A 24,021-nucleotide genomic window follows, 5' to 3' on the forward strand; every position below is an offset into this window, starting at 1 on the left:
GGACGTAATCAGCCAATAGCGGCAATGGCAGGCAGGATCGCTCGTCAGTCGGCCGCGGCCGCCGGCCATACGAGCGCCGGCCGTTGAGTAGGTGGCGCCTTTTCATGCTGACGAGGCCACGTCTGTTCGGCCATACGGCCGTCCTCCAGTTTCAACACCCGATCTCCGAGATGGAAATATCGATCGTCGTGCGTCACGACGATCACTCCCTTGCCCTGCCGGCGAAGAGCGGGCAACAAATGTCCGTAAAATATCTCTTTATATTGCGGGTCCTGATCCGCCGCCCATTCATCGAACACATAAAATGGTCGATCATCCAGAAGCGCTGCGACCAATGCCAACCGCTTCTTCTGTCCTTGGGATAGATCCACGGTGGAAAAGCTGTCGCCCTCGATCCGGACCTTATGGTCGATCTGTAACAGCCTGAGGCAGTCTTGAGCCGATTGTCCCAGAACGGCCGGATCAATACCAAGCAGTTTCTTGAAGAGAAAGAAATCGGAGAACACCACCGAAAAGTGCTGGCGGTACCAGTCCTGCGTGGCGGCTGACATCAGTTCTCCATTGAGTCTAATTTCTCCGGATTGCGGCGGATAGAGGCCCACCAACATTTTCACGAATGTCGATTTGCCGCTGCCGTTTCCACCGATGACAAATACAATCTCTCCGGATTCGAGGGAAGCCGTAATTGGGCCCAATGCAAATCGCCTGTCTTGGGCCGACTGGCTCTCGTATTGGAATGACGCGCCCACGAGATCAACCCTCAGGGGACATGTGGCCGCCGGGCGCAACGGTTGAGCGGATTCTTCCTGCTTCGTCCCCTCGTCCAATTGAAAGCCCAACTCTTCCAACTTTGCGAGCGCCACCTGCCCCCGGCTTAAACTCGGCAACATCCCGATGAGCGCCCACATGGGGCTCACCATGTACAACATCGCGAAGACGTAGCCACGCAGTGATTCACCCGACAATGTCAGGATCTCGGGAAAGAGGAGCAGAATGATACCAATTAAGCCATAGAATAACGTTTGAGTCCACGCTTCCGCCGCCAGATAGTGTCGGGTCGCGAGAAAATTGTGATCCCGCAAGATGCGGGCGGTTCCTTCAATCTCCACTGATACAAACTCATCGCGGCGGGAACGATGGAGCATCAACTCCTTCATCCCATCGGTCAGGCCCCGGAAATGACCATACAGGGCCGCACGACTCTCCCGCACCGCCTGATTCGATTGCAGAAACCGTCGATAGAGGCGCCTATAGCCGGCGAAGCCGACAAAACTCAGCAGCAGGACGCCCATGAACGCCGGCCAGGACAACCAGGCGAGATACAGCGAACAGCCGACGAGGGTGGCGACGTTGATCGCCAACGCCGGAAGCGATTGTAGCGACCAAGCCAAGGCCCCGGTATCGTCGGTGAGCGTGGCCAAGACCTGTGGCGTGCCATGCCGTTCCAAAATACGGAGCGGCGCCCGGGTCACTTTGCGGCACAGACGAATCCCGATATTCAAGATCGCTTCTTGAGCGAACTTGACGAGGAGAATTTGCGACAGCCAATTGGTGAAGACCTTCACCATCACCAGGCCGGTAAACCCGGCCGCCAGGACAGCCGGCACTGATGCGGGGTCACTCAGAATGCGATTAATGATTGTGAGGAGCCCGACACTCGAGAGACCGGCCACGAGTCCCGTGACGGCCATAAGGAACACCATCGGTTTGGCGCCTTCGAGCAGAAATATGAGAAAGCGGGAAGTCCTCATGGTCGGAACTTGCGCCTCGAACATCTCTTACGCCGCTTGTGAAGGTTTCCCGTCGGGCGCGGCCGGCAAGGGTGCATCCGAACAGTTCTCGCTGTTCAGAAAAGTAGATAGATGTCCCGCCAGGACTTGAACATGCGGCGAGACGAACAGCCGCCCCGAATCTTCCGCCGCCACCATGACGGTTCGGCTCCCTTCCGCGGCGGCATCCGTGAATGCCAGCCGCGTATCCAGGCTGGGATCGGCCAAGGGCCGCCGTGATGCCACCACGTTGAGCAACCGTCCCCGATACGGTTTGAAATCATAGCGGGCCGCGGCATGGAATGTCGCATAGGTGACATAATCCCGATATGGCAGATACTCCGGCTGGGATGTTTCACCGACTTCCCATAGTGTATGCCATAAGGTCCGGAATTTCTTCCAGCCGTACTTGGGCCAATCCCGCACGGAGTAGCCGTTGAGCAAGCGCATATAGGCGGCAAACTTTCGGACGATGAACACCGCCGGCCATACCAGCTGTGGCGGACGTCTCCAATGAGTCCGGTATGAGCGGGGATGCCACGATTCCATGATCGCTAACAGCACCTCTTCGCCCTCGCCCACCAATTGCTGCGCCATTTCATAGGCGACCAGTCCTCCGGTGCAGGTGCCGCCGATTTGATAGGGCCCGTGTGCCTGAACCGTGCGGATTTCGGCGACATAGTGCCGGGCCATGTCTTCGATTCGTGTAAACGGTCTCGCCTTGCCGTCCAGGCCCTGCGCCTGAAGCCCGTAGAATGGTTGATCCTCTCCCAGCAGCCGCGACAAGCGGGCGAACACCAACACATTGCCGCCGACTCCAGGGACGACGAAGAACGGCCGCCTTGTTCCATGTGCCTGAATCGCCACCAACGATCTCCAGCGGACGGAACAGCCTCCATCGCGAAGGACATTGGCAAGGTGCTCGATCGTGGGGGCCTGAAACAGCATGGCCATCGGTAATCGCGTGCCGAAAATCTGCTCGATGGCGCTGAACATGCGCAATGCCAGCAACGAGTAGCCTCCCAGATCAAAGAAATTATCACGGACTCCCACCTGGCTGATGCCCAGCACCTGTTCCCACAAGGCCACGAGCTGCAGTTCCACTCCATCGCGTGGCGCCATCGGTTCTTTAGGATTCGGATTTAAGCCGTCAGCCGGCGCCGGCAGGGCACGGCGGTCTATTTTGCCATTGGGAGTCAATGGAAACTTCGCCATACGGACAATGGCGGATGGGACCATATAGTCTGGCACCCGATCCCGCAAAAATCTCCGCATCTCCAGAGGGTCGAAGACAACCGGCTCTTTCAAGGTGACGTATGCGACAAGGTGTTGCTCTCCGTCCATTTCCCGAACTGTCGCCGCCGCCTGGCTGACGGCCGGATACTGTCCCAATACCGTTTCAATTTCCCCCAATTCAATCCGGAATCCGCGAAGCTTAATCTGAAAATCCATGCGCCCAATGAACTCGAGCCGGCCGTCCGGCAGCCATTTGACGGCATCGCCCGTCCGGTAAAGCCGTCCGCCTTCCTCAAAAGGACTGGAGATGAATCGCTCGGCGGTCAACTGGGGGTTGCCGCGGTATCCGCGAGCCACCCCGGCGCCGCCGATAAAAAGCTCACCGGGAATTCCGATCGGCACAGGCTCAAGATTGGCATCCAGTACATATACGTGCGTGTTGGCAATGGGGCGGCCGAGTGAAACGGTGCGCTCGATCTGTTGCAGGTGTTCAATCGTGGACCAGATGGTCGTCTCAGTCGGGCCATAAAGATTCCATACGGCGGCGGCACGGGCGCATAAGTCCTGCGCCAGATCAGCAGACAGCGCTTCGCCGCCGCACAGGACCGTGATCTTGCGGGTTCCCCGCCATCCCGCCTGCACGACCATCCGCCACGTGGCCGGAGTCGCCTGCATGATGGTTGCCTCTCCTTCATCAAGCTGAGTCCGCAACCAAACTCCGTCCACGGCGCGGCGGCGGCCGGCCAGATGAAGAGTCGCGCCCGTGATCAACGGAAGGTAGAGTTCAAGGCCTGCAATATCGAACGACAACGGCGTCACGGAGAGCAGCACATCGTGTTCGGCGATGCCGGGACGCCGGCGCATCGACAGGAGTAAGTTGGTTAAGCTTCGGTGTTCAATCTCGACGCCCTTCGGAAGGCCGGTAGACCCGCTTGTAAAGAGTACATATGCCAAATGTCCGGCATCGGCCGATTGGGCAAGATTCTCGCCGCTCAGGCTGCCGATCGCGTCCGATGTTTCTGGCTGATCAATCACCACAACCGGAATCTGCTGCGAGGGAACGCCGGACATCAAATCGCTCGTCGTCACCAGGCAGCCGGTCTGGGCCGTTTCCAGCATCACCGCCATTCGCTTGGCTGGCAGCCCGGGCACCAGGGGCAGATAGGCCCCCCCGGCCTTCATAATGCCCAGAAGGCACGCCAAGAGATCCGGCGAGCGGTCCAGATGGAGCGCGACGACAACGTCCGGACCGACTCCCTTCTGTTGAAGATAACGAGCCACTTGGTTGGCGCGCCTGTTCAATTCCTCATACGAAAGCTGGCATGACTCGTCGATGACGGCCGTCCTCGTGGGAGACCGCCCGGCTTGCGCCTCGAACAGCTCGGAGACGGTACGAATCTCGCCGAACGTCGTGGTGGTCGCATTCCAGCCGGACGTAATCAGACGCCGTTCAACGGCCCGCAAGAGCGGCAAGCGCCTGATCGGCTCGGCCGGGTGGTCCACCATGGCTTCCAGCAGCGTGAGATAGTGCCGCACCCACCGCTCGGCGGTCTGCTTCTCAAATAAATCCGAATTAAACTCCAGGTAGACTTTTCTGGAGGCCATCGGATCGATGGATAACGTCAGATCAAACTGCGCGGCGCCGCGGCTGATCTCGTAGGGGGTCCACGACACATATTTAAAGTCCGTCCGCGCAAACGGCGTATTGGTAAAGTTGAACAGCACTTGGACAATCGGCAAGCCCCCTTGGCTCCGATCCGGCTGCAACGCCTCGACGAGTTTTTCAAACGGCAGGTCTTGATGCGCATAGGCATCCAGGCTGACGTCCCGCACCGATTTCAGGATCTGCCGGAAGTCCATTTCGCCCGAGATATCCGCGCGAAGCACGAGAGTATTGACGAAGGTGCCGATCATGTCCTCGATGGGCAGCCAGTTCCGATTGGCGATCGGGGTCCCGATCACAAGATCCCCTTGTCCGCTCAGTCGATGCAGTAGCGCAAAAAATGCGGCCAGGAACCCCATATAAAGAGTCGCGCCTTCGACGACGGTGACCTGTTTTAACCGGTGGACCAAGGACCACGGCAGCTCGATCGAGACCTGGTCTCCTTGGAACGAATGGCGGGGCGGGCGCGGACGATCGGAAGGGAGCGTAAGCGTGGACAGATTCACAAGGCGGCTCTTCCAGAATGCAAGTTGTTCGTTGAGAACTGGGCCGCTCAACCAGGTCCGCTGCCATTGCGCAAAATCGGCGTACTGAAATTCCATGGCCGGTTGAAGCGGCACCGTCCCTTCGCAATAGGCATTGTACTGAGCTACCAGTTCCCGCGCGATGACGCCATAGGACCATTGATCGGAAATAATATGGTGCGTCGTCAGCACGAGGACATGCTGTTCCTCCTCCAATTGCAGCAGCAGCACTCGAAATAAAGGCCCGGTGTGGAGGTCGAAGGGCCGCCGGGCTTCCTCGGTTGCCAACTCCGCCGCAAGACGCTCACGGCCGTCATGCGGCTCGGTGCGCAGGTCCTTCTCCTCCCAGATCGGATCAAGCGTCGCATGGATTTGCTGGACCGGCCGGCCGGCGACTTCCCCGAACGTGGTCCGCAGTGATTCATGCCGTCGCACCAATTCCGCCACACCGCGTCGGAGCGCCTCCTTGTTGAGCGGACCTTGAAGTCGCACGCTGGCGGGGATATTGTAAGCGGAGCTGCCGGAAGCGATCTGATGGAGGAACCACATCCGTTCTTGCGCGAATGACAGGGCGAGCGGCCTCGTTCGCGAAAGACGCGACATGGAAGGCACGTCCGGCTTCAAACCAGACACTCCGCTCGCTCCGATGAGCCGGCAGAGATTCGCGATCGTGGGAGCCTCAAAGATCACTCGCAGCGGCACATCCTGATGAAACAACCGCCTGATCCGGGAAACCAATTGGGTCGCCAGTAGAGAATTACCGCCGAGTTCAAAGAAATTGTCATGGATGCCCACATCCCGGACATAGAGAATCTCGCTCCACACCTGTGCCAGCATTTCTTCGGTCGTATTGCGCGGCGGCACGTAGGAAGAGGTCAAATCGAAATGGCTCGCCCGGCTGTCCCGCTCGACATGAAGGGCACGCCGGTCCAGTTTGCCATGTTCGGTGCGCGGGAGCGCGGTCAGTTCCACGAAGGCCGACGGCACCATGTAGCGAGGCAGCGTATGTTGTAAATCTTGCGTCAGCCGTCCAATGGTAAGGCTGCTGCCTGGACGCGGGACGATGAATGCCACAAGCCGCTTGTCCCCCGGCATGTCCTCCCGCACCTCTACCGCCGCCTGCAGCAGGTCCGGATGGGAACCGAGTACGGATTCAATCTCTTCCAGTTCGATCCGATGGCCACGAATTTTTACCTGACGGTCGACTCGTCCCCGGTATTCGAGCCAACCGTCCGCCCGCCACCTTGCACGGTCGCCGGTTCGATACAGCTTGTTCTGCACGGGCAGATCCGGCGGCGCCTTGATGAATCGCGCCTCGGTCAGATCGGGTTTGCCGACATATCCGCGCGCGAGCCCGATGCCACCGACGTACAGTTCTGCGGTGATTCCAATCGGGACCGGTCGCAAATTGCCGTCAAGCACAAAGACCTGGGAGCCCGGGATCGGCCGTCCGATGGAAACCTCCCATGAAGCATCTTTCATTGCTTCCGCAGGCTCCACATCGCCGATCGTGACGGCAATCGTGACCTCAGTCGGCCCATAGGTATTTACCAAACGGACCTCCGGCCGCACCATGGCGGCCCATCGTGCGGCGGCAGAGGGCAGCGCGCGTTCTCCGCCGATGACGACGACTCTGACGGCCGCGGGCAGTTCCAACTTGTCCTGATCCATCCGTGCGACCAGCTCATGCCAGAGGGCGGTCGGCAGGTCGAGCACGCTGATATCCCAGCGCCGGCAACTCTCGATAAACTGCGCCATCGAATCCATCATGGACACCGTACGCAACACCAGCGTGGCCCCGGCCGTCAGACAGGGAAAGATTTCCTCGGCTGCGGCGTCGAATCCGATCGAAGCAAATTGCAGGACGCGATCGCCGGGAGCCAGCTGTATGTGGCGCGTGAACGCCTCAACATAGTTGGCAAGGGACCCGTCCTCCACCATGACGCCCTTGGGCCGGCCCGTCGTACCGGAGGTATAGAGCACATAGGCAAGCTGATGCGCCTGCCTTTCTTCGGATGGCGGGTCATCGGACAGACGGGCTATGGCCGGCCATTCGGAATCGAGACAAATCGTGTGGGGATGGGCCGACGGCAAGCGCGTCAGTAGACCGCTATGGGTCAAAAGCACCCTAATTTCCGCATCCATCAGCATCTGCTCAAGGCGCTTCGTGGGATACTCCGGGTCAAGCGGAAGATAGGCGCCCCCAGCTTTCATCACCGCGAGCAAGCCAACGACCAGATCGATGGATCGGTCGAGACAAATTCCCACCACGACTTCAGGGCCGACCCCGCGCCCCCTTAGATACCGGGCCAGCCGATTGGCCCGTCGCTCCAAGTCCCGATACGATAGCTGCTGGTCTTCGTGAACAACTGCGATGGCATCGGGCATCTGTTGGGCCAGAGATTCAAACTGTCGCGTGAGACTGCCTATTGAAGGGCACGGCAAGGATGGTTGATTGAAGTCAGTGACAAGCCGCTGTCGTTCTGTCTCATCCATCAGCGACAACGCCTCGATCGGACTATTGAGATCCTCCAACATCCCTTCAATGATCCGGCAGTAATGTTTCTGCATGCGGATAATCGTGTCCTCGGCAAAGAGGTCGGAGTCGTATTCGAAGCATCCGCTCAGTTCCGTAGCCGCCTCGGACATTTCAATGCTGAGCGGAAATTGTCCGCCCTGCTGCGGAAGGACGTACCAGTCTTCCCCGAACCCATCCGGCCGAACCGGGAGCGGGCCCCCGCTCGCCATCCGCCGATCCGCGTCGGACAACAGCCGGAATTCTTGGAGGGCGAAGAGCACGTTGACGGTGGATGATTGACCGACGGCTTTTCCTTCGTTGTGGTCCTTCATCGCGAGCGCAAAAGGATAGTCTTGATGCTCCAAGGCGGCCAACACTCCCCGCCGGGTCTGTTGCAGCAGAGACTGAACGGTCATTTCCCCATCCAGCTGTTGCCGCAAAGGGACAATGTTGACACAGTCTCCCACGGTCTCCGCGAACCATGCGCGTCTTCTGCCCGACACAGGAGAGCCGATGACAATATCGTTCTGCCCGGTGTAGCGATACAACAATATTTGGAGTGCGCACAGGAGCAGCCCGTACAAGGTCACGCCATGAGCCCGCGCCGCATCCTGCAATCGCCGGCCGATCGCCGCATCGATGGTGAACGCCCGCCAGGCATAGCGCCTGACATCGCGCGATCCGCTCGGCCGGTCATAGAGTTCCTCGTAGCCGGGCCAGCCGTCTACGAGTTGTTGTCGCCAATAGGAGGCGAGCGTGCCTCCGTGCTCACCGGCCAGCATCTCGCGTTGCCACGATACAAATGACCGGTATGGCGGTGGCCATGTTGCGGGTGTGTCCGCTTCTCCCGATCGCATCGCGTGATAGAGGTGCCGTAATTCTTTTACCAAGACGGCCATCGAGGTCCCGTCGGCTGCGATATGGTGCGCCACGAGGAGCAGCACACTTCGATCTCGCCCGCGAAACGTACAGACGCGCCATACCGGACCTTGTTTCAGATCAAACGGCGTGGCGGCCGACGCAATCGCTTTCGTACGGATCTCATTCCACGTCCACTCCGCAGCGTCGATCACCTGCCAGTCAGGAGGAAGCGCCTCATGCACTCGCTGCAAGGGCTCCTCGGACCCTGATTCATACGTCGTTCTGAGAATGGGATGGCGCCGCCCCAATTCAAGCAGGGCGGCATGCAAGGCTTGTTGGTCCAATTCCACCGCTAAGGGCAGCAGCGCCGCCACGTTCGCGGCCGCGTTCAGCGGGTCCAGCTCATGATGAATCCACAACGCCCATTGATTGTAGGAGACCGGATAACAGACGGAGTGGGACTGGTCCGTCACTACAGGACCGGACTGGACCTGCGGCTCGCCTGAAAATCGAGAGAGGATCTCCGCGGCCAGATCCGCCACCTTACCCTCGCCCAATACCGAAGAAAGCGGGATCACGACGCGGAAGCGAGTCTCGAGATGATGCAGCAATTTGACCGCTTTCAACGAATCAATCCCGAGGCGATTCAGGGGTTCGTTGCCGATGAGGCTGTCTTCGCGGCCAAGCAGCGAGGCGATCGTCCTGGTCAGATAGGATTCCAACCACGGTCTCCGTTCCTTATCCGGTAAAGACAATAGATCGGCGATCGAAATTGATTCGGAACTGGTGCTTGCAGCCGACCGATGGATCCGGCTGACACCGACACACGGGAGATTTCCCGAGAGGAAGGCCTGTCGGCAGGCGCCGCGTTGAATTTTTCCGCTGGAGGTCTTGGGAATGGATCCCGGCTTCACCAAGGCGATGGCCATGACTTCCAGATCATGTTGATCGGCCACTGCCTGGCGGATGAAACCGGCCACGTCTTCCGGGTTCGGACCGTTCGTCACCCGTTCCATCTCCTGTACTACGACGAGTGCCTCTTCCTGATCGTCCACAACCGAGAACGCGACAGCGCTGCCTCTTCTGAGAGACGGATGACATTGCTGCACGGACTGCTCAATATCTTGCGGGTAATGATTTCTGCCCCGGATAATAATGAGATCCTTCAGCCTGCCGGTGACATAGAGTTCTCCATCGCGGACGAATCCCAGGTCGCCGGTCCTGAGAAATGGTCCTTCCTTCGTGTTCTCTATCACGGCCTGGAAAATCTCTTCAGTCTCCTGCGGTCTGTTCCAGTACCCCTGGGTGACACTCTGTCCGGCAAGCCAGATCTCCCCGACCTGATCTTCCCGGCAGCGTCGCCTCGTCACGGGATCGACAATCGCCACAACCGTGTCACCGACCGGACGGCCGCAGCCGACCACCGCCCGCGCCACCGCACTCTCGCCGGTTGCGGGCTCCACCGTTCCCTGTTCAAGAGAACGAGCATCGATCCACTGGACCTGCGGCCGTTCGCCGGGCGGCTTCAACGCGATCAGCAAGGTATATTCGGCCATGCCGTAGGCCGGATAGAAGGCCTCGGCCGTGAATCCGGCAGCCGCGAATGCCGTGATGAACTCTTCCATTGTCTGGCGAAAGATCGGCTCGGCGCCGCAACTGGCCACCCGCCAACCGGACAGGTCCAACTGCGATCGCTCCTCCGGCGTCGTCATGGCAACGCAATGACGGTAGGCGAAGTTCGGCCCTCCACTATGGGTCACGCGATGGCGTTGGATCGCTTGCAGCCAACGGAGCGGACGTTTGAGGAATGTGACGGCCGACATGAGATAGGCCGGCCTGCCGATCGATATCGGATGGAGGATGCCCTTCACCAACCCATAGTCATGGTAGTGGGGCATCCAGGACAGGGTCACCGCCTGTTCATCATATCCGCCTGCCGTCGTGATACACCGGCATTGGTGCACCAGATTTCCATGGCTCACCATCGCTCCCTTGGGCAGGGCCGTCGAGCCGGACGTGTATTGAAGATAGGCCAGATCTGAAACGGCGCAATCGGGGGTGCGCCAGGAATCTGCATCCGCAGTATCCAGCATCTCCGTGGCGATCCATTGATCGGGATCACCCAACAGCCCCTGATAGCGGGCCTCACGGCACAATGCGATCGTGTCCTGCACCGTCAGGAGGCCCGCTGCTTGGGCGTCCTGGCTCACTGCAGCCAGTCGGCCGGCGCTCTGTTTGATGCGAAAGATATCGGGCGGCGGAATGGGAATTGCCACCATTCCGGCGTACAGGCAACCCCAGAAAGCCGTAATAAAATCAAGGCCGGGCGGGTACATCAAGAGAAGGTGGGTCTTTTCGTGAAATCGTCGGCTTAAGAGCAACGCGAGTGATCGCGCGTGCCTGTCCAATTCGGCATACGTCAGGGCATGATCGGCAGCCATTCCGTCTTTCAGGAAGATATAGGCCGGCCGATCCGGTTCCCCCGATGCCCGGGAACGAAGCACATCGATAAGGGTATGGCGCGATGGGAGATCGGGGCCCGACGGTGTCGTCACAATAGTTTTGGGATGATTGCCTTATCCAATGGCGCGGGGGTTCTTGTCAGTCTATGTGTCTACCAGAGTCTAAGGCACCATCGAATCATCACAAAATGTAATCGCATTTTTCTCCTTCCATCTTGAACCGCTATAACGCATTGACTCCATCTACGGGTTTACCCTGAATTTCTCGCCTCGACCGCGACGTGAAATGGCTGCCCTTCGGCGTGGGCCTTCGGCATTTGTTAAAGGCCGGACCTCGGGATTCTTATCGGAGGCTGCCAGAGGCGGTAGGATGATCTGCAAAGAAGGGCGCATGTGTGCGCCGTAGAGATCCCATGCTCGGGATGAGTCCGAAGTTACCTCTCACCACATTTTGTGATGCCCTACGCCACAGCGGCACTTTTTCATTGTGTCGCCTAATGCCTCATGAGCAGGTGGATGCATAACTTTGTCGTATGATCTTCAGTTGCTTATGCGCGGCACGAAGTATGCGTGACGCTGATTAGCATCGTAGCTCATGGTGAGCTTCGGTGGAGGACACAAGGAGGTTTATTATGGATGCCGTTGTGGTCGCGCTGATTTGCACTTTCGTTGTCATGCTGGCTACCGGCGCCGTCGCCATGGGTCTCCAGCGACCGCCGGTGCACTGGGAACAGTTGACCTGTCCCGAAGATCACAGCCCCGCCCTCGTGGCGTTAGGGTGGAGGTCAGGTGAGCGCCAGATGTCGGTCGTGGGATGTGATCACCGCTGCTGGAGAGATGGACAGTGTCAGAAAGGATGTGAGCCATCCGTCCAGGCCGCCTTTTCCGAACTGATTCCCACGACTGTTGTGGTGTAGCGTCCTCTTTAACCGAAGGAGCTTTCATGAAACGAACCAGATTAGCTGTGTGCTGTCTGATCCTCATACTCGCGATACCGCTCTCCGCACGGGCCCAGGATAAGCAGACGATTCGCTTCAAAATCACAAAAGAAGGGTTGATAACCCGCGACATCAAGATGGATGGAAAGCGGTTCAGTGTGCCGCAAGGCGTGCGCCTCAAACTCATCTTTGAATATGCCGACACCAATGCTAATGCCCATCAGTTTACGGCGCTGTCGGCGGACACTGAGGTGACCGGCGCGCGTATGACCCCCGATGGGCCGAAGCTCTCGATGCTGGAATTCACCGTAGGCGACCGCGGGGAAGAATTCTATCGAATTTCCTGCGACCTCCCCTGCCTGGCAATGGAGGAACTGACCGACTACCTGTTGTTCGTGGATCGAACGAAACAGCGTTGACGTGCCTCGACCGGCACCCTTGACGGCACCCGGTGAAGTGCTGGCCAGGGGTGCCGATGTCTACGTCTCATTCGTAACCGAAAGTGGGTGCCTGCCGTGCCGCTTAAGGTATCACTCTGCTTCCTTCTAAAGACAGAAGACCAAGGTCATTTCGCTCACTCTCTACGTTCAGGACGGCGAACGCATCTCAGACACTGTTCAAGATCATTACTTCTGCTTCGCAATTACCTGGTCCCTGATCTTGTCATAAGCGCCTGTGGCACCACTTCTCCTGCACCAGATCGTCCTTCCTGCAAGGCGTCTTTTAATGATCTTGTCCGCATAGGCGCCATCGATGGCCGGCGGTGCTTTCAGCTGATCGGCGGTTGCCGTGTTGAGGTCCGGTGATACTGGTTTCGACATGCCGTCTCTTACGAGCGAGCGGTCCCTGTCATGAGCGCCGCAGTGCATTTTCAGATGATCCAACGATGCGGCATATCTTTGACTACATCGAACGCTGGCATAATCGGCGACAACGGCGACGCCTGGCGTTCCAGCAACTGCCGCAGAAACCTATAACTCAGGTGTCCGCGGAAACGGCAGTGCTGAAACACTTGTTCAACTATTGCCGAGGACCGAAGCTCTATGAGGGTGGGAATCCGGCAGAAGAAATTAAAATGGTGAAGGAACCGAAACGGCATCTCCGCTTTCTGGAAGCCGATGAGGAACAAAGACTCATCGAGGCCTCCACGTCACCATTGAAAGAACTGATCATCATTGGTATAAACTGCGAGCTTCGAACGAAGCGGAAGCGTTATCCATGCGGTAGCATGACATCGATTCCCGCCGCAGCCTCCTCACCGTTCAAGCCGCCTACGCGAAAAACGGCACATGAGGAGTATCCCGCTCAACCAGCGGGATCTCGACGCTTTGATCGAATTGAAGCAATGGGGAAAAGGTAAAATCGTGTTCAGCAGGCCGAACGGGCAGTCATATGACAGCATGGAAAAGCACTTCACTGTCCTCGTTCGCCACGCCCGCCTTGAGGGGACAGGTGTCTCCTTACGCACATCGCGACATACGTTCGCGTCCCGCTCGGTTCCCGGAGGATGGTCTAATCTCTCCTGTTACAGCGTTATGCCCATGTCGGGCCTAGCCAAAAGGCGGAAGCCGTGCGCCGAATCGGGAAACATTTCACAAGGTTTTTCACCACGCCGGCTCGGAGACGAAACGGATCACGAGCGAGAAAAGCGTGGCAACTGCATGATATATCTGTTAAATTTCTGATGCGGAGAGGTGCGAGAGCGGCCGAATCGGGCGGTCTCGAAAACCGTTGTCCCGTAAGGGACCGTGGGTTCGAATCCCACCCTCTCCGCCATACCTTGCTTGACCCGACCGGGATCCTCTCCAAATCGTTCTTGGCGTCCGGATAGAACCCAAAATGTGATTGTTTCTCTGTGCTCGACCCGAAGCATAGTACTCCTCGTGCGGGCCGTCGGCCTATCGTGCGCTTTCTTGTAATAGCGGCCGACAGATAAGCCCCTTCAGGTCGCCTCACTGTTTTACGAATGCTGCTCGACCAGAGCCTACTGCTTTTCCGGTGAGCCAACGGCTTCTTTCCCGATTTATTCGTCATGACGGCCGTTGGAGAAACCCTTTCTCGGCATACCCACTGCACCAGCCGTGGCCCAATTGGCATTAACGGGATGCCGGTACGTCGCCAATAAATCCATACTCTTGGACCACCCCGTTCAAGTCGTACACCACCCAGAACTGCCTGGTGCGAGCTTCACCATAAAAAGGGATCTTAGTATTCGACCTCGTGTAGAGATAGATGGCTTTCGTTTGTTTTGGCGGCTCATCGACATGCACGGTGGCGGTAGTGGTGTGCGATTTTCCGTCGACTTCAGCCGTCGTGGTCGTCGTCGAAGTCGTGCTGGAACGAAGAGGCATTTCAAACCGTGGTATTCCGAACCTCTCAACAATTTGGGTTCGTGTCGTCACCCCTTTTTCTATCCATGTTATTTCTTCTTCACTGATCGGTCGTCCATGCTCTTCTGTCGCGCATCCCAACAGTATGAGGCTGCTGATGATTACCCCATCGATCAGTCGCATGGTGGCCAAGGTCCGGTTATCTTGATGTTCGTTTGTCTATCGTCCTGACTATGGACTGACGTCATGCAACACATTGGCATACGAGTCTGCCTGACGCCGCTGCGGCCATGTCTATTTCGTTATCCTACACCCATTTTTCTTCCACTTATATCCGGAGAACCAGCCCAGTCACTGCCCGCGATTAAGAGTCCCGCAATGCCTTGCAGGACCGGCAATGGGCCGCTGCCGGCATTCCCGCCGTGACGAGCAAGGGGTACAAACGGACCTACCGGCTCTCTTATGGGCCGGAACTGTATGGGAGGGAGAGGTGCACCCAGGATATTCCCTATTGATTTTATCGCACGTTTAATCTAATAGGGTGTTCGCTAAGTCCGTTTGGTCCTACGCCATCCATCCTGTTATCGGAGGTAAGACCAATGGCCGACACTCCTGTCGTATCTGCCTCTGCCTCTCGATCTTCCGCATCCCATCACAGCAGCCTGCGGGCGCTCAGTAGACAAGAGTTGATCCAATTCAGCCAACAAGGGTTTCTGAAAATCACGGCCTTGGCACCGCCCGATGACATTCTGGAGGTGCGCAGGATAATTGACGGTGTGTACGCGCGCCAACAGAAGCAGTGTGGCTCCATTGATGGTCTGTTGGCCCTAGACCAGACTTTGAGGAATACGGCCACTTATAATTCCTGTCTGGGGATTGCTAAACAAATATTGGGACCCACCACGGGGTATGCCTGCGACAACGGCCTCTATAAGGAACCCCACGGAAGAAACGGTACCCCGTGGCATCAGGACGGGGCGTTTCATGGCAAATACTTCCCCAATAATACGCTGGCATTTTGGATCCCATTGCAAGATGTCACGTTAGAGAATGGGTGCATGCACTATATTCCCCTCCGCAAGGGACAAATTTTACTGCCTCACCGGCCTTACTATCCGAATGACTACCGGTCCGCGACAACAGACGGCGTTGATGCCACATTGGGAGTCGCATGCCCTCTTCGAGCGGGCGATGCGACCATCCATGGCCCGTTGACTCTGCATTCCGCCCTGGCTAACAGTACGGATTTCATCCGCCGTACCTGGCTATTGACGTTTAGACCTTGGGGAAAATGGGGATTTTTTGCCCCCTCCCGCCTTCTTCATCGGGTACGGGTGATTCATGACCGCCTGAGGTGGCGTCCCGATAGCTGAGAGTCGAACCCATTTAGTTACGCTGGAATTCACTTCCCGATCGGGCCATTGACCGGCCGATTTTCTTTGCATCTCGCAGTTCTCTTGTGCCACAGCCTACGAAGTACTCTGCCAAGCCTCTGACTGTGCCGTGCACTCAGGCAGTCGCGTCCCCGCTCCAGCTTCCTGATCCGGTCCTAGCCCACATCATTCATGAACACTTCTACTGCAACCGCCGAATTTGGACAGTGGGTGAGGAAGAAATCAGTCAAAGTGCTGCCCTGCCGCGAGATTAATCAGATAGCGCTCGATTATGCTAGCGCGGGGTTTGGTAGTGTAGTCACGAATCCATCATGAATAATGTGGGCTAGGGAACAGCCTAGCAGACACGGAACCTGGTTCCCTGCCATCATTACGCACCGCTCCCTATGGAGGTGGCCTATGCTTCAGTACCTGCGCTATTTGCTGTTCGGCCGGCAGCTTTGTGCAGCCTGTCATCGGTACAGTTCCATCCCCAAAGGTCTCTGCCTCTACTGCGTGATCAAGCAAAACTGGCTCAGGCGCGCGGCATAGGCGTGCCTTTCAGCCTATCGCAGAGCACGAGGGTCTGGCACGAGAGAGCAGCGGCGACGGCCTAAAAAGAAACCCTAAAGGCCGCCGTCTCGGCTTTACGGCAGGTTCGCATCGGCGGATCGCCGTAGTTTGGTCTTCAGCACTTTTCGAATCTCCACCATCGCCAACGTATCCCGGGCGCAATATCGTGACAAGGACTCGGCGATGCGTTCCTGTTCCACCCAATCGGCCTCATGAAAAATCATGCGGTAATAAGCCCGCGCCGCGCTGCTCCCATCCTGAAGATCCAGATCCTGATATCCCAGCGCCGGCACGATCGCGGGCAAGACCGTCTTGATGGAATAGGAGCCGGCAAAGGCCGGATGGTAGTAGTGCGCCTTGATGACCTCGTACAAATCCCACAGCCGCGCCATGACCTCCGTCAACGGCCGTTCGAAAGCGGGGAACGTCTCGGCCAATCTCTCCAAAATGGCCCGTTCATAGCCTGAGTACACACAGATACTGCCCTCTGTTCCGAGAACTGCGAGCAAGGCGGTCACGAAATCTTCACGCGGGTCTTTTGGATGGCGATAGAGGAATTCATGGTGGGCAATGGCGCCATCGGCGTATTCCACATGGTCGGACCACTGCATGGGAATGACCTGATACGGCCGCGTATCGCGAAATCTGGGTACAGGCGGCATAAACGTTTCGAAATCGAGATGGTGCACGGGATAACGAGCGGATTCCAGGGCGCCCGCCAGGTCATCGCTCAACCATTCGACATTGTCTCTCACCCGCCGCTGCACGACGGACAGGCGGGCGTCTGCCGGAATATGATCGATCGTCTCGATTCCTTGCGAAAGGAGCAACGCCGGGAGTTGCCCGCCGCCCGGCAGATAATAGATCCATCGAGGCGGCTTGTCCTTCGTGCAATAATTCCAAAACGGGCATTCATACGGAGAGTGACAATGGCTATCGGGAACGCGCTCGGGTGGAGCCGGTTGCGTCAACATGGTCTGAAAGGAAGCCAGACGATCGGGCACGGCGGCGACCCTCTCCTGTATTTCACTTGTCAGATCCCGCCACGTGAAAAGCTGCTCGACATCCGGTTCTCCACCCTCGTAGATATAGTGGCTATTCACATGCAGCAAACCCGTTTCAGCCACCGGCAGGCCGGCTTCCCGCGCGACATAGTATTGAATGGCTACATCATCGACATGCGTCTCTTTGGCTTTGGTCGAAGCCTTCACCTCAATGAGCCGCCATCGTGTCGAGCCGTCGGCTTCAATGATGCGCTCCAGAATGTCGACGCGGACGAATACGTGGTCAAAATACAAGGCCGCTTCGAAGATGGCTGGCACCTCTGGATCGGCAACCAGTTCGGCTGTTCGAGCCAAGGCTTCCTTCCCTTTTCGATAAGATGAGTCCACCAGGACGCCGCCCGGAAATCGCTTGCGGGCCACCACGCCGATTTCCGTCCCCATATCCAAGATCGCTTGATCGGCCGCGTCGGGACGCGTGGCTAATTCTGGATGATGAATAGCCAAATAGAGCCGCTTCTCACATTGCAGGGCGGCGAGGAACTTCGATTTCGAGAGACGATGGGGCGTGTGCGAAGGAGAAGAGACAGATTCGGGAATGATGACCATCCTAATGGTTCAGGCTACAAAAGCCGGCGGGGTTTGTCCAGTGCGCCCACAGCGGCATCCGATGCGACCATCGCCGATCTGTTAGGATGGCTCTCCTATGTCCGCTAGTCGCGCTGAAATCCGAAAGGCTGTCATGACCTTGGCGCTTCCCGTCACGGTGAGCAGCCTCCTTCAACGAACCGAGGGCATCATCGCAGTGTTTCTCGTCGGAGGTTTGGGTGCCACTTCGATCGCAGCGGTCGGCCTGGGGCAACTCTTGGCGTTCATCGGGACGACGCTGGCCTCTGGATTATCGGTCGGCGCCAACGTGATCGTCGCTCAACTGTGGGGCGCGCGGCGGACGCGGGACGCGAGCGAGGCCATGGCGCATGTGCTCGCGATCGGCGGATGTGTCTCGATGCTGCTGGTCGCCTTTGGCCTCACCTGCAACCGAGCCGGCATGAGGATGCTCGGGGCGGAAGACCCGCTGATCGAGCTTGCAGGACCTTACTCAGACATCATCTTCATGGTCATGCCGTTGACCCTGCTTCTGCATGTCCTGACGGCAATTCTGCAAGGAACCGGAGATACCAGAACGCCGATGTATGCCATGATGGCCGTCAATATTCTCCATGTACTAGCGGCCTACCCCCTGATCTACGGATATGGGCCTGTTCCCGCCCTCGGTCTGAGCGGAGCGGCCGTCGCCGTCGGTCTGGCCGAGCTGGCGGGCGCCGTTATTTTGCTGATTCGTCTAAAACCGCTTCTGGTCAAACCTCTGCGGGCGCGTCTGGATTTGGTGTCCTCCCTGTGGCAAGTCGGAGCCCCCGTCAGCGGTGAACGGCTGGTGCAGCAAGCGGGCATTCTTCTCTATACCAAACTCGTATTGCTGTACGGGACGGTGTCCTATGCCGCGCACCAGGTCGGTCTGTCGATTGAGGCCTTTTCCTTCCTTCCGGGATACGGGTTTGCCGTCGCTGCCGCGACTATGGTCGGGCAAAGTATCGGAGCCGGCCAGTATACCCGTGCCAAACACGAAAATTGGGAAGCCAATCGCATGGCCGCCTCAATCATGGCCGGGATGGGGGTCCTGTTCTTCTTTTTCCCCTATGCCCTGATGCGGGCGTTTACCAATGACGAAGCCGTGGTCGAACTCGGCACGACGTTCTTGAAAATTGTCGCCTTATTGCAAGTCCCGCTCGCTCTTACGATGGTGCTGGCCGGCTCCTTGCGAGGCGCGGGGGACACCCGCTTCATCATGTGGGCCACCATGGCCGGCATGTGGGGCATCCGCGTGCCGATCGCTTTTGTTGCGACTCTCTGGCTGAGGGTGGATATCTGGTACGTGTGGAGCGCAATGATTGTGGATTGGACGGTGCGGATGGCTCTCTTGCTCTGGCGCTACCGATCCGAACGTTGGCAGGAGATTAAAGTGATCGTTCAGGAGTAGTGACCCTAACAGTGTTTCCGTTCATCGGCAGGCGGGCGAGTATCCTTGCCCGACCCCGCTCGCACCTCAATCCGCCCCACTCCTTTGACGTGGGCACACAGATCTCCCAGCCCCGGCGCAATGAAACGGAACGGTCCGCCTTTTGAGTCGGGAATGGGTTTCCCCTCCATCTCGTATAACAGGAGACCATGCCGGCGCGCCTGCTCCAAAGTCAGCGTCGCGGCGTAGCGGCCATCTTGGGAGTGAATGGTCACATGGTCGGCATCAATTCCCAGGGCAGGGATCTCCAGCAGACCGCTCATGGTGACGGCACGACCCGCCATCCCGGGCGCTATGGTGCCGACATCGTCCACACGATGCTTTTCCGGCAGTTGCACGAAGGCTCGGCGATCCAGCGCAAGAGGCTGGACGACATCGCCGTCGATCCGGATGACATCCGGCCCCGATCGTTCCTTTGCCGTCAGGACCGTAATGAGCGCGGTCAAGGCCTCGTTGACCGGGGTCGGAATGCCGAATTCACGGCCCTGCCGGACGATGAATCCATTCAAGTAGTCGATCTCAGTCGGCCGTCCTGCCTTCCAATCATCGTACATCGAGGTATGGATGTCGCGGATCTCCTGCGTCCATTTGACCACCTTATCAGCCATATCCGAAGGCAGAGGAACTTTCATCGCAGCTGAAACCGCCGTGACTTCCCCGACGATCTGACGGATGACCTTCATCATGTCTGGATTGTCCAACGCCTTGGCCACCTGGTCGTTGATCAGCACGGTGATGGGATTAAAGACACAGTTCCAGCACATCTTTTCCCATTTGCTGCGCCTGATATCTTTTGAGAGCTGGCACGGAATCCCGGCGGCAGTGAAGAGATCACGGATCTGCAGCAGCCGTTCACTCTCGTGCCCCATGAACTCGCCGATCGCAACCGCGCCTTTCTTGTAATGGTCGATGACCCCCGGCTCGGCAATCTTGGAGTAGATGAAGGCGACGCCTCCCACGACGCAATCTCGTTTCAGCCGCGCTAGGATCCGGTCTTCGGTATCGATCCCGTTCTGCAACGTCAGGAGCACGGTGCGATCGGTGAAGACCGGCTCGAGCTGGTCCATGACCTCGTCCAAATCATAGGCCTTCACGGCCAGCACAATCAGGTCCGGGAGAGGCAGTGCACGCGGGTCGGATGCAGCTCGCGGCCGAACGGTGAACGATCCCCCGGCGCTCCGGATGGTAACCCCGCGCTGCTGCACCGCGGCCAAGGTCCCAGGTCGCAATAAAAAGGATACGTTGGGGTTCTGCTTGATCAGATGCGCGCCAAAAAATCCTCCGACCGATCCGGCGCCGACGATCATGATCTCTTGCATCTTCATCATTACTCCTACTGGTTGCACCATGGATGCGCTGTACTATAGCATGCTCCTCGCCGGCTCCAACAGCGGACGATTCGCACGAACACCGCATGATCGATTCCTCTTCTCTTGATCTTCTCAAGCAGCGAGTGGCATCGGCTCGCTCCGTCACGGTGATTACCGGAGCCGGCATTTCCGCCGACAGCGGCATTCCGACATTTCGCGGAACAGATGGGCTGTGGAAGAATTTTCGCGCGGAAGACCTCGCTACCCCAGAGGCCTTTGCGCGGGATCCCCGCCTCGTCTGGGAATGGTATGACTGGCGGCGCGGCCTCATTGCCGCTTGCCGGCCGAATCCGGCGCACGACGCGGTCGCGGAATTGGAGCGGCGCTCGCCCGATTTTTGGTTGATTACTCAGAATGTGGATGGTCTGCACCGGCAGGCCGGCTCTCGAGACCTCTCGGAGATTCACGGCAATATTTGGATGGTCCGATGCACCGGCTGCGGTCTAATCGAAGAAAATCGCGACGTCCCGCTTCCCTTGCTTCCGGCATGCCGGGATTGCGGCGCCTTGCTGCGGCCCCATATCGTCTGGTTCGGAGAATCACTGAATCCTCTCGACCTCGAACGGTGTGAGGCTGCACTTGGAACATGCGATCTCTGTCTGGTGATTGGAACATCCGGGGTGGTCTATCCCGCGGCTGGGTTCGCCTCACTCGCGAAGCAGTGCGGCGCCTACGTGGCCGAAATCAATCTCGATCCCACGCCGAACTCTGAATTGGTGGATGTGACGATTCGCGGGCGTGCAAAAGATATAGTTCCGCTTCTCTTATCCCCGTAAGAGCAACGGATAGAGCGCATCCAAGCTCCTGATCGCCGGCACGGCAGAGCCCGCCGGTTCACCTTCTCTGGCAAGCAGCACAGCGGCGAGCCCCGCCCGCCGGGCCCCCTCAGCATCTTCAGCCAAACTATCCCCGACATGGAGCGCGTCGTCCGGGTCTACCGCATGTTTGTCCAGCGCCTGTTTGAAGATCAACCCGGACGGTTTCGCGGCATGGGCCAGGCTGGAAATGGTCACGGTATCAAAAAATTCTTCGATGCCGAGCCCCCTCAGAATGGCAAAGAGCCTCGAATCGAAATTCGAAATGATGCCGAGTTCCAGCCCGCTGTTCTTCAGTTCTTTCAACACGGCCATCGTCTCCGGATAGAGCAGCCAGGTCTCGGCGCGCGCAAAGACGTCGAACACTTCCTCAAAGAAGTCATCGAACCGCTCGAACATGCCGACCCGGTAAAACACATTGTGCACGATATCGAACCACCAGAGGCGCTCGCATTGTTTGATCTCCACCGGCTCGGTCGCGGCAAATACGGGAGGAGGCGCGTCCCGAAACGCACGTGAGAAGGCGGTCTTCACGGCGGATAACGAAGCGTCGGTTTTTTTGAAACCATGGCGCTCCGCGTGGCGCACATAGATTTCCGCCACCGACCCGTTCACGTGGAACAGGGTGCCGGCGGCGTCGAAGAAGACGACGTGAAACCGATCAGCGTCCATCGCCTGCCTGCCTTGGTCCGATTTCACGGCATTTCCCCACGGATATGCGGATGCGCATCGACCGTCCCTCCCGACGGAGCTGAATTCTATTGAGCCGTTCCGTTGAAGTCAAAGCGTGCCGTTCGTACTTTTCTTTGACAGCTTGCAGACCCTTTGCTAGCTTCGCAACTATTGGACTCATCGGAGTCGTCGTATGCCCGCATCCATCTTCATCATCGACAGCAGCCCGGCCGTACGGCGCATGGTTGAACAGATCTCGTCGCCGCAGGGTCATGAGGTCATCGGGTTCCAGGACGGACCGGCCGCGCTGGAAGCAGCACGGCGAATCACGCCGGATTTGATTATTGTCGATTATCATCTTGCCAAGATGACCTTTTCCGGCTTCTGTAAGGAAGTCGCCAAGCTGAACAGCCTGGCCGAGACGGTCCTGGTGTGTTTAGTTGATGCCGCGGACCGGTTGGACGAACAGCACCTGCGCATGCTGGGCGTGCAGGCTAGCCTGAAAAAACCGCTCCAACAGGAACATCTCCTGGACGCAGTCAAGCAACTGAAACAACGATCGGCGCACCAGACCGCACCCGCGACATCCCTGAAGAAACGCGCTTGGCCCCCCGATTCAACCGCCACCGATACGGAGGACAAGACGGCGGCCTCCATGGACACCGAACAGGATAGCGTTGCAGAAGCTGATAGTCCTGTGCACGAGGAGTCGCCTATGACTTCATTCACTCCTATCCCGAGCACCGGCACAACGCCGGATGAGACAGCGGAAAACGCGCCTCGATCGAATGGAGCTGCGGCCGCGGTTGAGGCGATGCGAGGGTTCCTTGCTCACTTGCTTCAATCGGTCGTGCAGCAGGCAGAGCAGAAGGTGTCGGAACTCATTCCCCCCGTCGTCGCGAAGGAACTCACACTTCAGCTATCAAGAGCCGTGCAGCAAGAAGTACGTGATCAGATCACCGCGGCTCTCTCGGCGGATCGAATCGAAGCAGCCATCGGCGCGGCGCTCCAAAATGAAATGCCGAAGCAGGCGGCGTCACAGTTGGCCGTATTGGAGAATACCGTGAGGCAACATGTCGGGGAGGTCGCCGCGCCCCTCGTGGAGCAGACGAGCGAGAAACTGATTCGCGAAATGACCGCCGCCGGCCTTGAGAACCACGTGCCGCAGGCTGTCCGCGAGCACCTCGGACCGGTTGAAATGGTGATCAAAGATGAAGTGCGCCAAGCGGTTGCACGGTATGCTCAGCAGATCACCAAGGATATCGTTCGGGAAACGGCGCCGGAGCTGATCCAGAAAGCCGTTCACCTCATTGTTCCGGATGTGGCAGAAGCGCGGATCAAGGAAGAAATCGCCCGGCTCACCGCTCCCGAATAAGGAAAGGACCAGCCGCTTCGCTCGTCTACCGCTTCGCTTTTTTGGCCACCGCCCGCCTTGCTTTCACAAGATTTTTGACGCGCTGCACATTCTTCCGATGCTTCTTTCTGGTCTTCCGATCCTTCTCCCGTCCTCTCGGCATAATGATGGTCTCCTCGTTGGCGTCTCGCGTCGGCATGAGATTGCCGACGCGCGCGTTGTATATCATACGGCCCGCCGCACTCACAACCTCAGGCGTGAGCACGACCTGTCTTGTGAGGGCTCATTGCGCATGTTAAGATGCCGCCCGCAGACACAGCCGGCTCACAGGACACTGGTGGTCAGAAGACACGGCCCGCTCACTGACTCGCGGGCGTCCATAAACGTGGCGCTCAACATTCTTCGCGCCGTGGACCTCCCACCCGTGCACAAACGTGAGACGATTTATTCATCGTCTCGCGCACCTCGCCGCTTTATAGCGACAC

Annotated in this window: 16 protein-coding genes and 1 tRNA gene; 9 read left to right on the forward strand and 8 right to left on the reverse strand. The window is 58.1% G+C overall.

The features are described 5' to 3' along the window. Positions 1–44: 44 nt before the first annotated feature. Both ACWGXE_RS12055 and ACWGXE_RS12060 read right to left on the reverse strand, forming a co-directional pair. Complete coding sequence (locus ACWGXE_RS12055) at positions 45–1,751, reverse strand: cyclic peptide export ABC transporter (RefSeq protein ID WP_447598008.1); 1,707 nt, start codon at positions 1,749–1,751, stop codon at positions 45–47. 27 nt (positions 1,752–1,778) lie between these two features. After that, positions 1,779–11,126: an amino acid adenylation domain-containing protein gene (locus ACWGXE_RS12060; RefSeq protein WP_447598009.1), complete on the reverse strand. Its 9,348-nt coding sequence runs from the start codon at positions 11,124–11,126 to the stop codon at positions 1,779–1,781. A 539-nt stretch (positions 11,127–11,665) separates the two neighbouring features. Between ACWGXE_RS12060 and ACWGXE_RS12065 the strand changes: the two genes are divergently transcribed. Further along, a complete protein-coding gene (locus ACWGXE_RS12065; protein ID WP_447598010.1) occupies positions 11,666–11,950 on the forward strand; it encodes a hypothetical protein in 285 nt (94 codons plus the stop codon). A 26-nt stretch (positions 11,951–11,976) separates the two neighbouring features. Further along, on the forward strand, positions 11,977–12,390 hold the full coding sequence (locus tag ACWGXE_RS12070; RefSeq protein ID WP_447598011.1) for a hypothetical protein: 414 nt from the start codon (positions 11,977–11,979) through the stop codon (positions 12,388–12,390). Positions 12,391–12,597: 207 nt separating this feature from the next. On the opposite strand, the gene ACWGXE_RS12075 is transcribed toward ACWGXE_RS12070, so the two are convergent. Continuing rightward, positions 12,598–12,792, reverse strand: coding sequence for a hypothetical protein (locus ACWGXE_RS12075; RefSeq protein ID WP_447598012.1), 195 nt, complete (start codon positions 12,790–12,792; stop codon positions 12,598–12,600). Positions 12,793–12,857: 65 nt separating this feature from the next. On the opposite strand from ACWGXE_RS12075, the gene ACWGXE_RS12080 reads away from it, so the two are divergent. Together ACWGXE_RS12080 and ACWGXE_RS12085 are read left to right on the forward strand one after the other, a co-directional pair. Then, positions 12,858–13,331 carry a hypothetical protein gene (locus ACWGXE_RS12080; RefSeq protein ID WP_447598013.1) on the forward strand — a complete coding sequence of 158 codons (474 nt, stop codon included), beginning with the start codon at positions 12,858–12,860 and terminating at the stop codon, positions 13,329–13,331. 328 nt (positions 13,332–13,659) lie between these two features. Further along, positions 13,660–13,747, forward strand: a tRNA-Ser gene (locus ACWGXE_RS12085). Positions 13,748–14,067: 320 nt separating this feature from the next. Here the strand turns inward: ACWGXE_RS12085 and ACWGXE_RS12090 are convergent. Further along, entirely contained in the window at positions 14,068–14,484 is a 417-nt protein-coding gene (locus tag ACWGXE_RS12090; protein ID WP_447598014.1) for a hypothetical protein, read from the reverse strand. A 416-nt stretch (positions 14,485–14,900) separates the two neighbouring features. Between ACWGXE_RS12090 and ACWGXE_RS12095 the strand changes: the two genes are divergently transcribed. After that, positions 14,901–15,674 carry a phytanoyl-CoA dioxygenase family protein gene (locus ACWGXE_RS12095; protein ID WP_447598015.1) on the forward strand — a complete coding sequence of 258 codons (774 nt, stop codon included), beginning with the start codon at positions 14,901–14,903 and terminating at the stop codon, positions 15,672–15,674. Between the two features lie 420 nt (positions 15,675–16,094). Beyond that, complete coding sequence (locus tag ACWGXE_RS12100; protein WP_447598016.1) at positions 16,095–16,226, forward strand: hypothetical protein; 132 nt, start codon at positions 16,095–16,097, stop codon at positions 16,224–16,226. Between the two features lie 95 nt (positions 16,227–16,321). On the opposite strand, the gene ACWGXE_RS12105 is transcribed toward ACWGXE_RS12100, so the two are convergent. Continuing rightward, positions 16,322–17,857: a DUF2779 domain-containing protein gene (locus ACWGXE_RS12105; protein WP_447598017.1), complete on the reverse strand. Its 1,536-nt coding sequence runs from the start codon at positions 17,855–17,857 to the stop codon at positions 16,322–16,324. A 97-nt stretch (positions 17,858–17,954) separates the two neighbouring features. Between ACWGXE_RS12105 and ACWGXE_RS12110 the strand changes: the two genes are divergently transcribed. Continuing rightward, positions 17,955–19,286, forward strand: coding sequence for an MATE family efflux transporter (locus ACWGXE_RS12110; protein WP_447598018.1), 1,332 nt, complete (start codon positions 17,955–17,957; stop codon positions 19,284–19,286). A gap of 5 nt (positions 19,287–19,291) precedes the next feature. Here ACWGXE_RS12110 and ACWGXE_RS12115 read toward each other — a convergent pair whose 3' ends face one another. Next, positions 19,292–20,653, reverse strand: a complete 1,362-nt coding sequence (locus tag ACWGXE_RS12115; protein ID WP_447598019.1) for a 2-dehydropantoate 2-reductase — start codon at positions 20,651–20,653, stop codon at positions 19,292–19,294. Between the two features lie 86 nt (positions 20,654–20,739). Between ACWGXE_RS12115 and ACWGXE_RS12120 the strand changes: the two genes are divergently transcribed. Next, positions 20,740–21,471 carry an SIR2 family NAD-dependent protein deacylase gene (locus ACWGXE_RS12120; RefSeq protein WP_447598020.1) on the forward strand — a complete coding sequence of 244 codons (732 nt, stop codon included), beginning with the start codon at positions 20,740–20,742 and terminating at the stop codon, positions 21,469–21,471. Here ACWGXE_RS12120 and ACWGXE_RS12125 read toward each other — a convergent pair. Continuing rightward, positions 21,460–22,209 (reverse strand): HAD-IA family hydrolase, encoded by a 750-nt coding sequence (locus tag ACWGXE_RS12125; RefSeq protein ID WP_447598021.1) that lies wholly within the window; start codon positions 22,207–22,209, stop codon positions 21,460–21,462. The genes ACWGXE_RS12120 and ACWGXE_RS12125 overlap by 12 nt on opposite strands. 166 nt (positions 22,210–22,375) lie before the next feature. Between ACWGXE_RS12125 and ACWGXE_RS12130 the strand changes: the two genes are divergently transcribed. Then, on the forward strand, positions 22,376–23,557 hold the full coding sequence (locus ACWGXE_RS12130) for a response regulator (RefSeq protein ID WP_447598022.1): 1,182 nt from the start codon (positions 22,376–22,378) through the stop codon (positions 23,555–23,557). A 25-nt stretch (positions 23,558–23,582) separates the two neighbouring features. On the opposite strand, the gene ACWGXE_RS12135 is transcribed toward ACWGXE_RS12130, so the two are convergent. Further along, positions 23,583–23,765: a hypothetical protein gene (locus ACWGXE_RS12135; RefSeq protein WP_447598023.1), complete on the reverse strand. Its 183-nt coding sequence runs from the start codon at positions 23,763–23,765 to the stop codon at positions 23,583–23,585. Positions 23,766–24,021 lie beyond the last annotated feature (256 nt).

It is taken from the genome of Nitrospira sp. Nam80 (genome assembly GCF_965152575.1).

Excerpts from the sequence above, each read along its gene's own strand:
- ACWGXE_RS12055 (WP_447598008.1), bottom strand. The coding sequence starts at position 1,751 with ATGAGGACTTCCCGCTTTCTCATATTTCTGCTCGAAGGCGCCAAACCG.
- ACWGXE_RS12065 (WP_447598010.1), top strand. The coding sequence starts at position 11,666 with ATGGATGCCGTTGTGGTCGCGCTGATTTGCACTTTCGTTGTCATGCTG.
- ACWGXE_RS12070 (WP_447598011.1), top strand. The coding sequence starts at position 11,977 with ATGAAACGAACCAGATTAGCTGTGTGCTGTCTGATCCTCATACTCGCG.
- ACWGXE_RS12075 (WP_447598012.1), bottom strand. The coding sequence starts at position 12,792 with ATGTCGAAACCAGTATCACCGGACCTCAACACGGCAACCGCCGATCAG.
- ACWGXE_RS12080 (WP_447598013.1), top strand. The coding sequence starts at position 12,858 with ATGCGGCATATCTTTGACTACATCGAACGCTGGCATAATCGGCGACAA.
- ACWGXE_RS12090 (WP_447598014.1), bottom strand. The coding sequence starts at position 14,484 with ATGCGACTGATCGATGGGGTAATCATCAGCAGCCTCATACTGTTGGGA.
- ACWGXE_RS12095 (WP_447598015.1), top strand. The coding sequence starts at position 14,901 with ATGGCCGACACTCCTGTCGTATCTGCCTCTGCCTCTCGATCTTCCGCA.
- ACWGXE_RS12100 (WP_447598016.1), top strand. The coding sequence starts at position 16,095 with ATGCTTCAGTACCTGCGCTATTTGCTGTTCGGCCGGCAGCTTTGTGCA.
- ACWGXE_RS12105 (WP_447598017.1), bottom strand. The coding sequence starts at position 17,857 with ATGGTCATCATTCCCGAATCTGTCTCTTCTCCTTCGCACACGCCCCAT.
- ACWGXE_RS12110 (WP_447598018.1), top strand. The coding sequence starts at position 17,955 with ATGTCCGCTAGTCGCGCTGAAATCCGAAAGGCTGTCATGACCTTGGCG.
- ACWGXE_RS12115 (WP_447598019.1), bottom strand. The coding sequence starts at position 20,653 with ATGATGAAGATGCAAGAGATCATGATCGTCGGCGCCGGATCGGTCGGA.
- ACWGXE_RS12120 (WP_447598020.1), top strand. The coding sequence starts at position 20,740 with ATGATCGATTCCTCTTCTCTTGATCTTCTCAAGCAGCGAGTGGCATCG.
- ACWGXE_RS12130 (WP_447598022.1), top strand. The coding sequence starts at position 22,376 with ATGCCCGCATCCATCTTCATCATCGACAGCAGCCCGGCCGTACGGCGC.
- ACWGXE_RS12135 (WP_447598023.1), bottom strand. The coding sequence starts at position 23,765 with ATGATATACAACGCGCGCGTCGGCAATCTCATGCCGACGCGAGACGCC.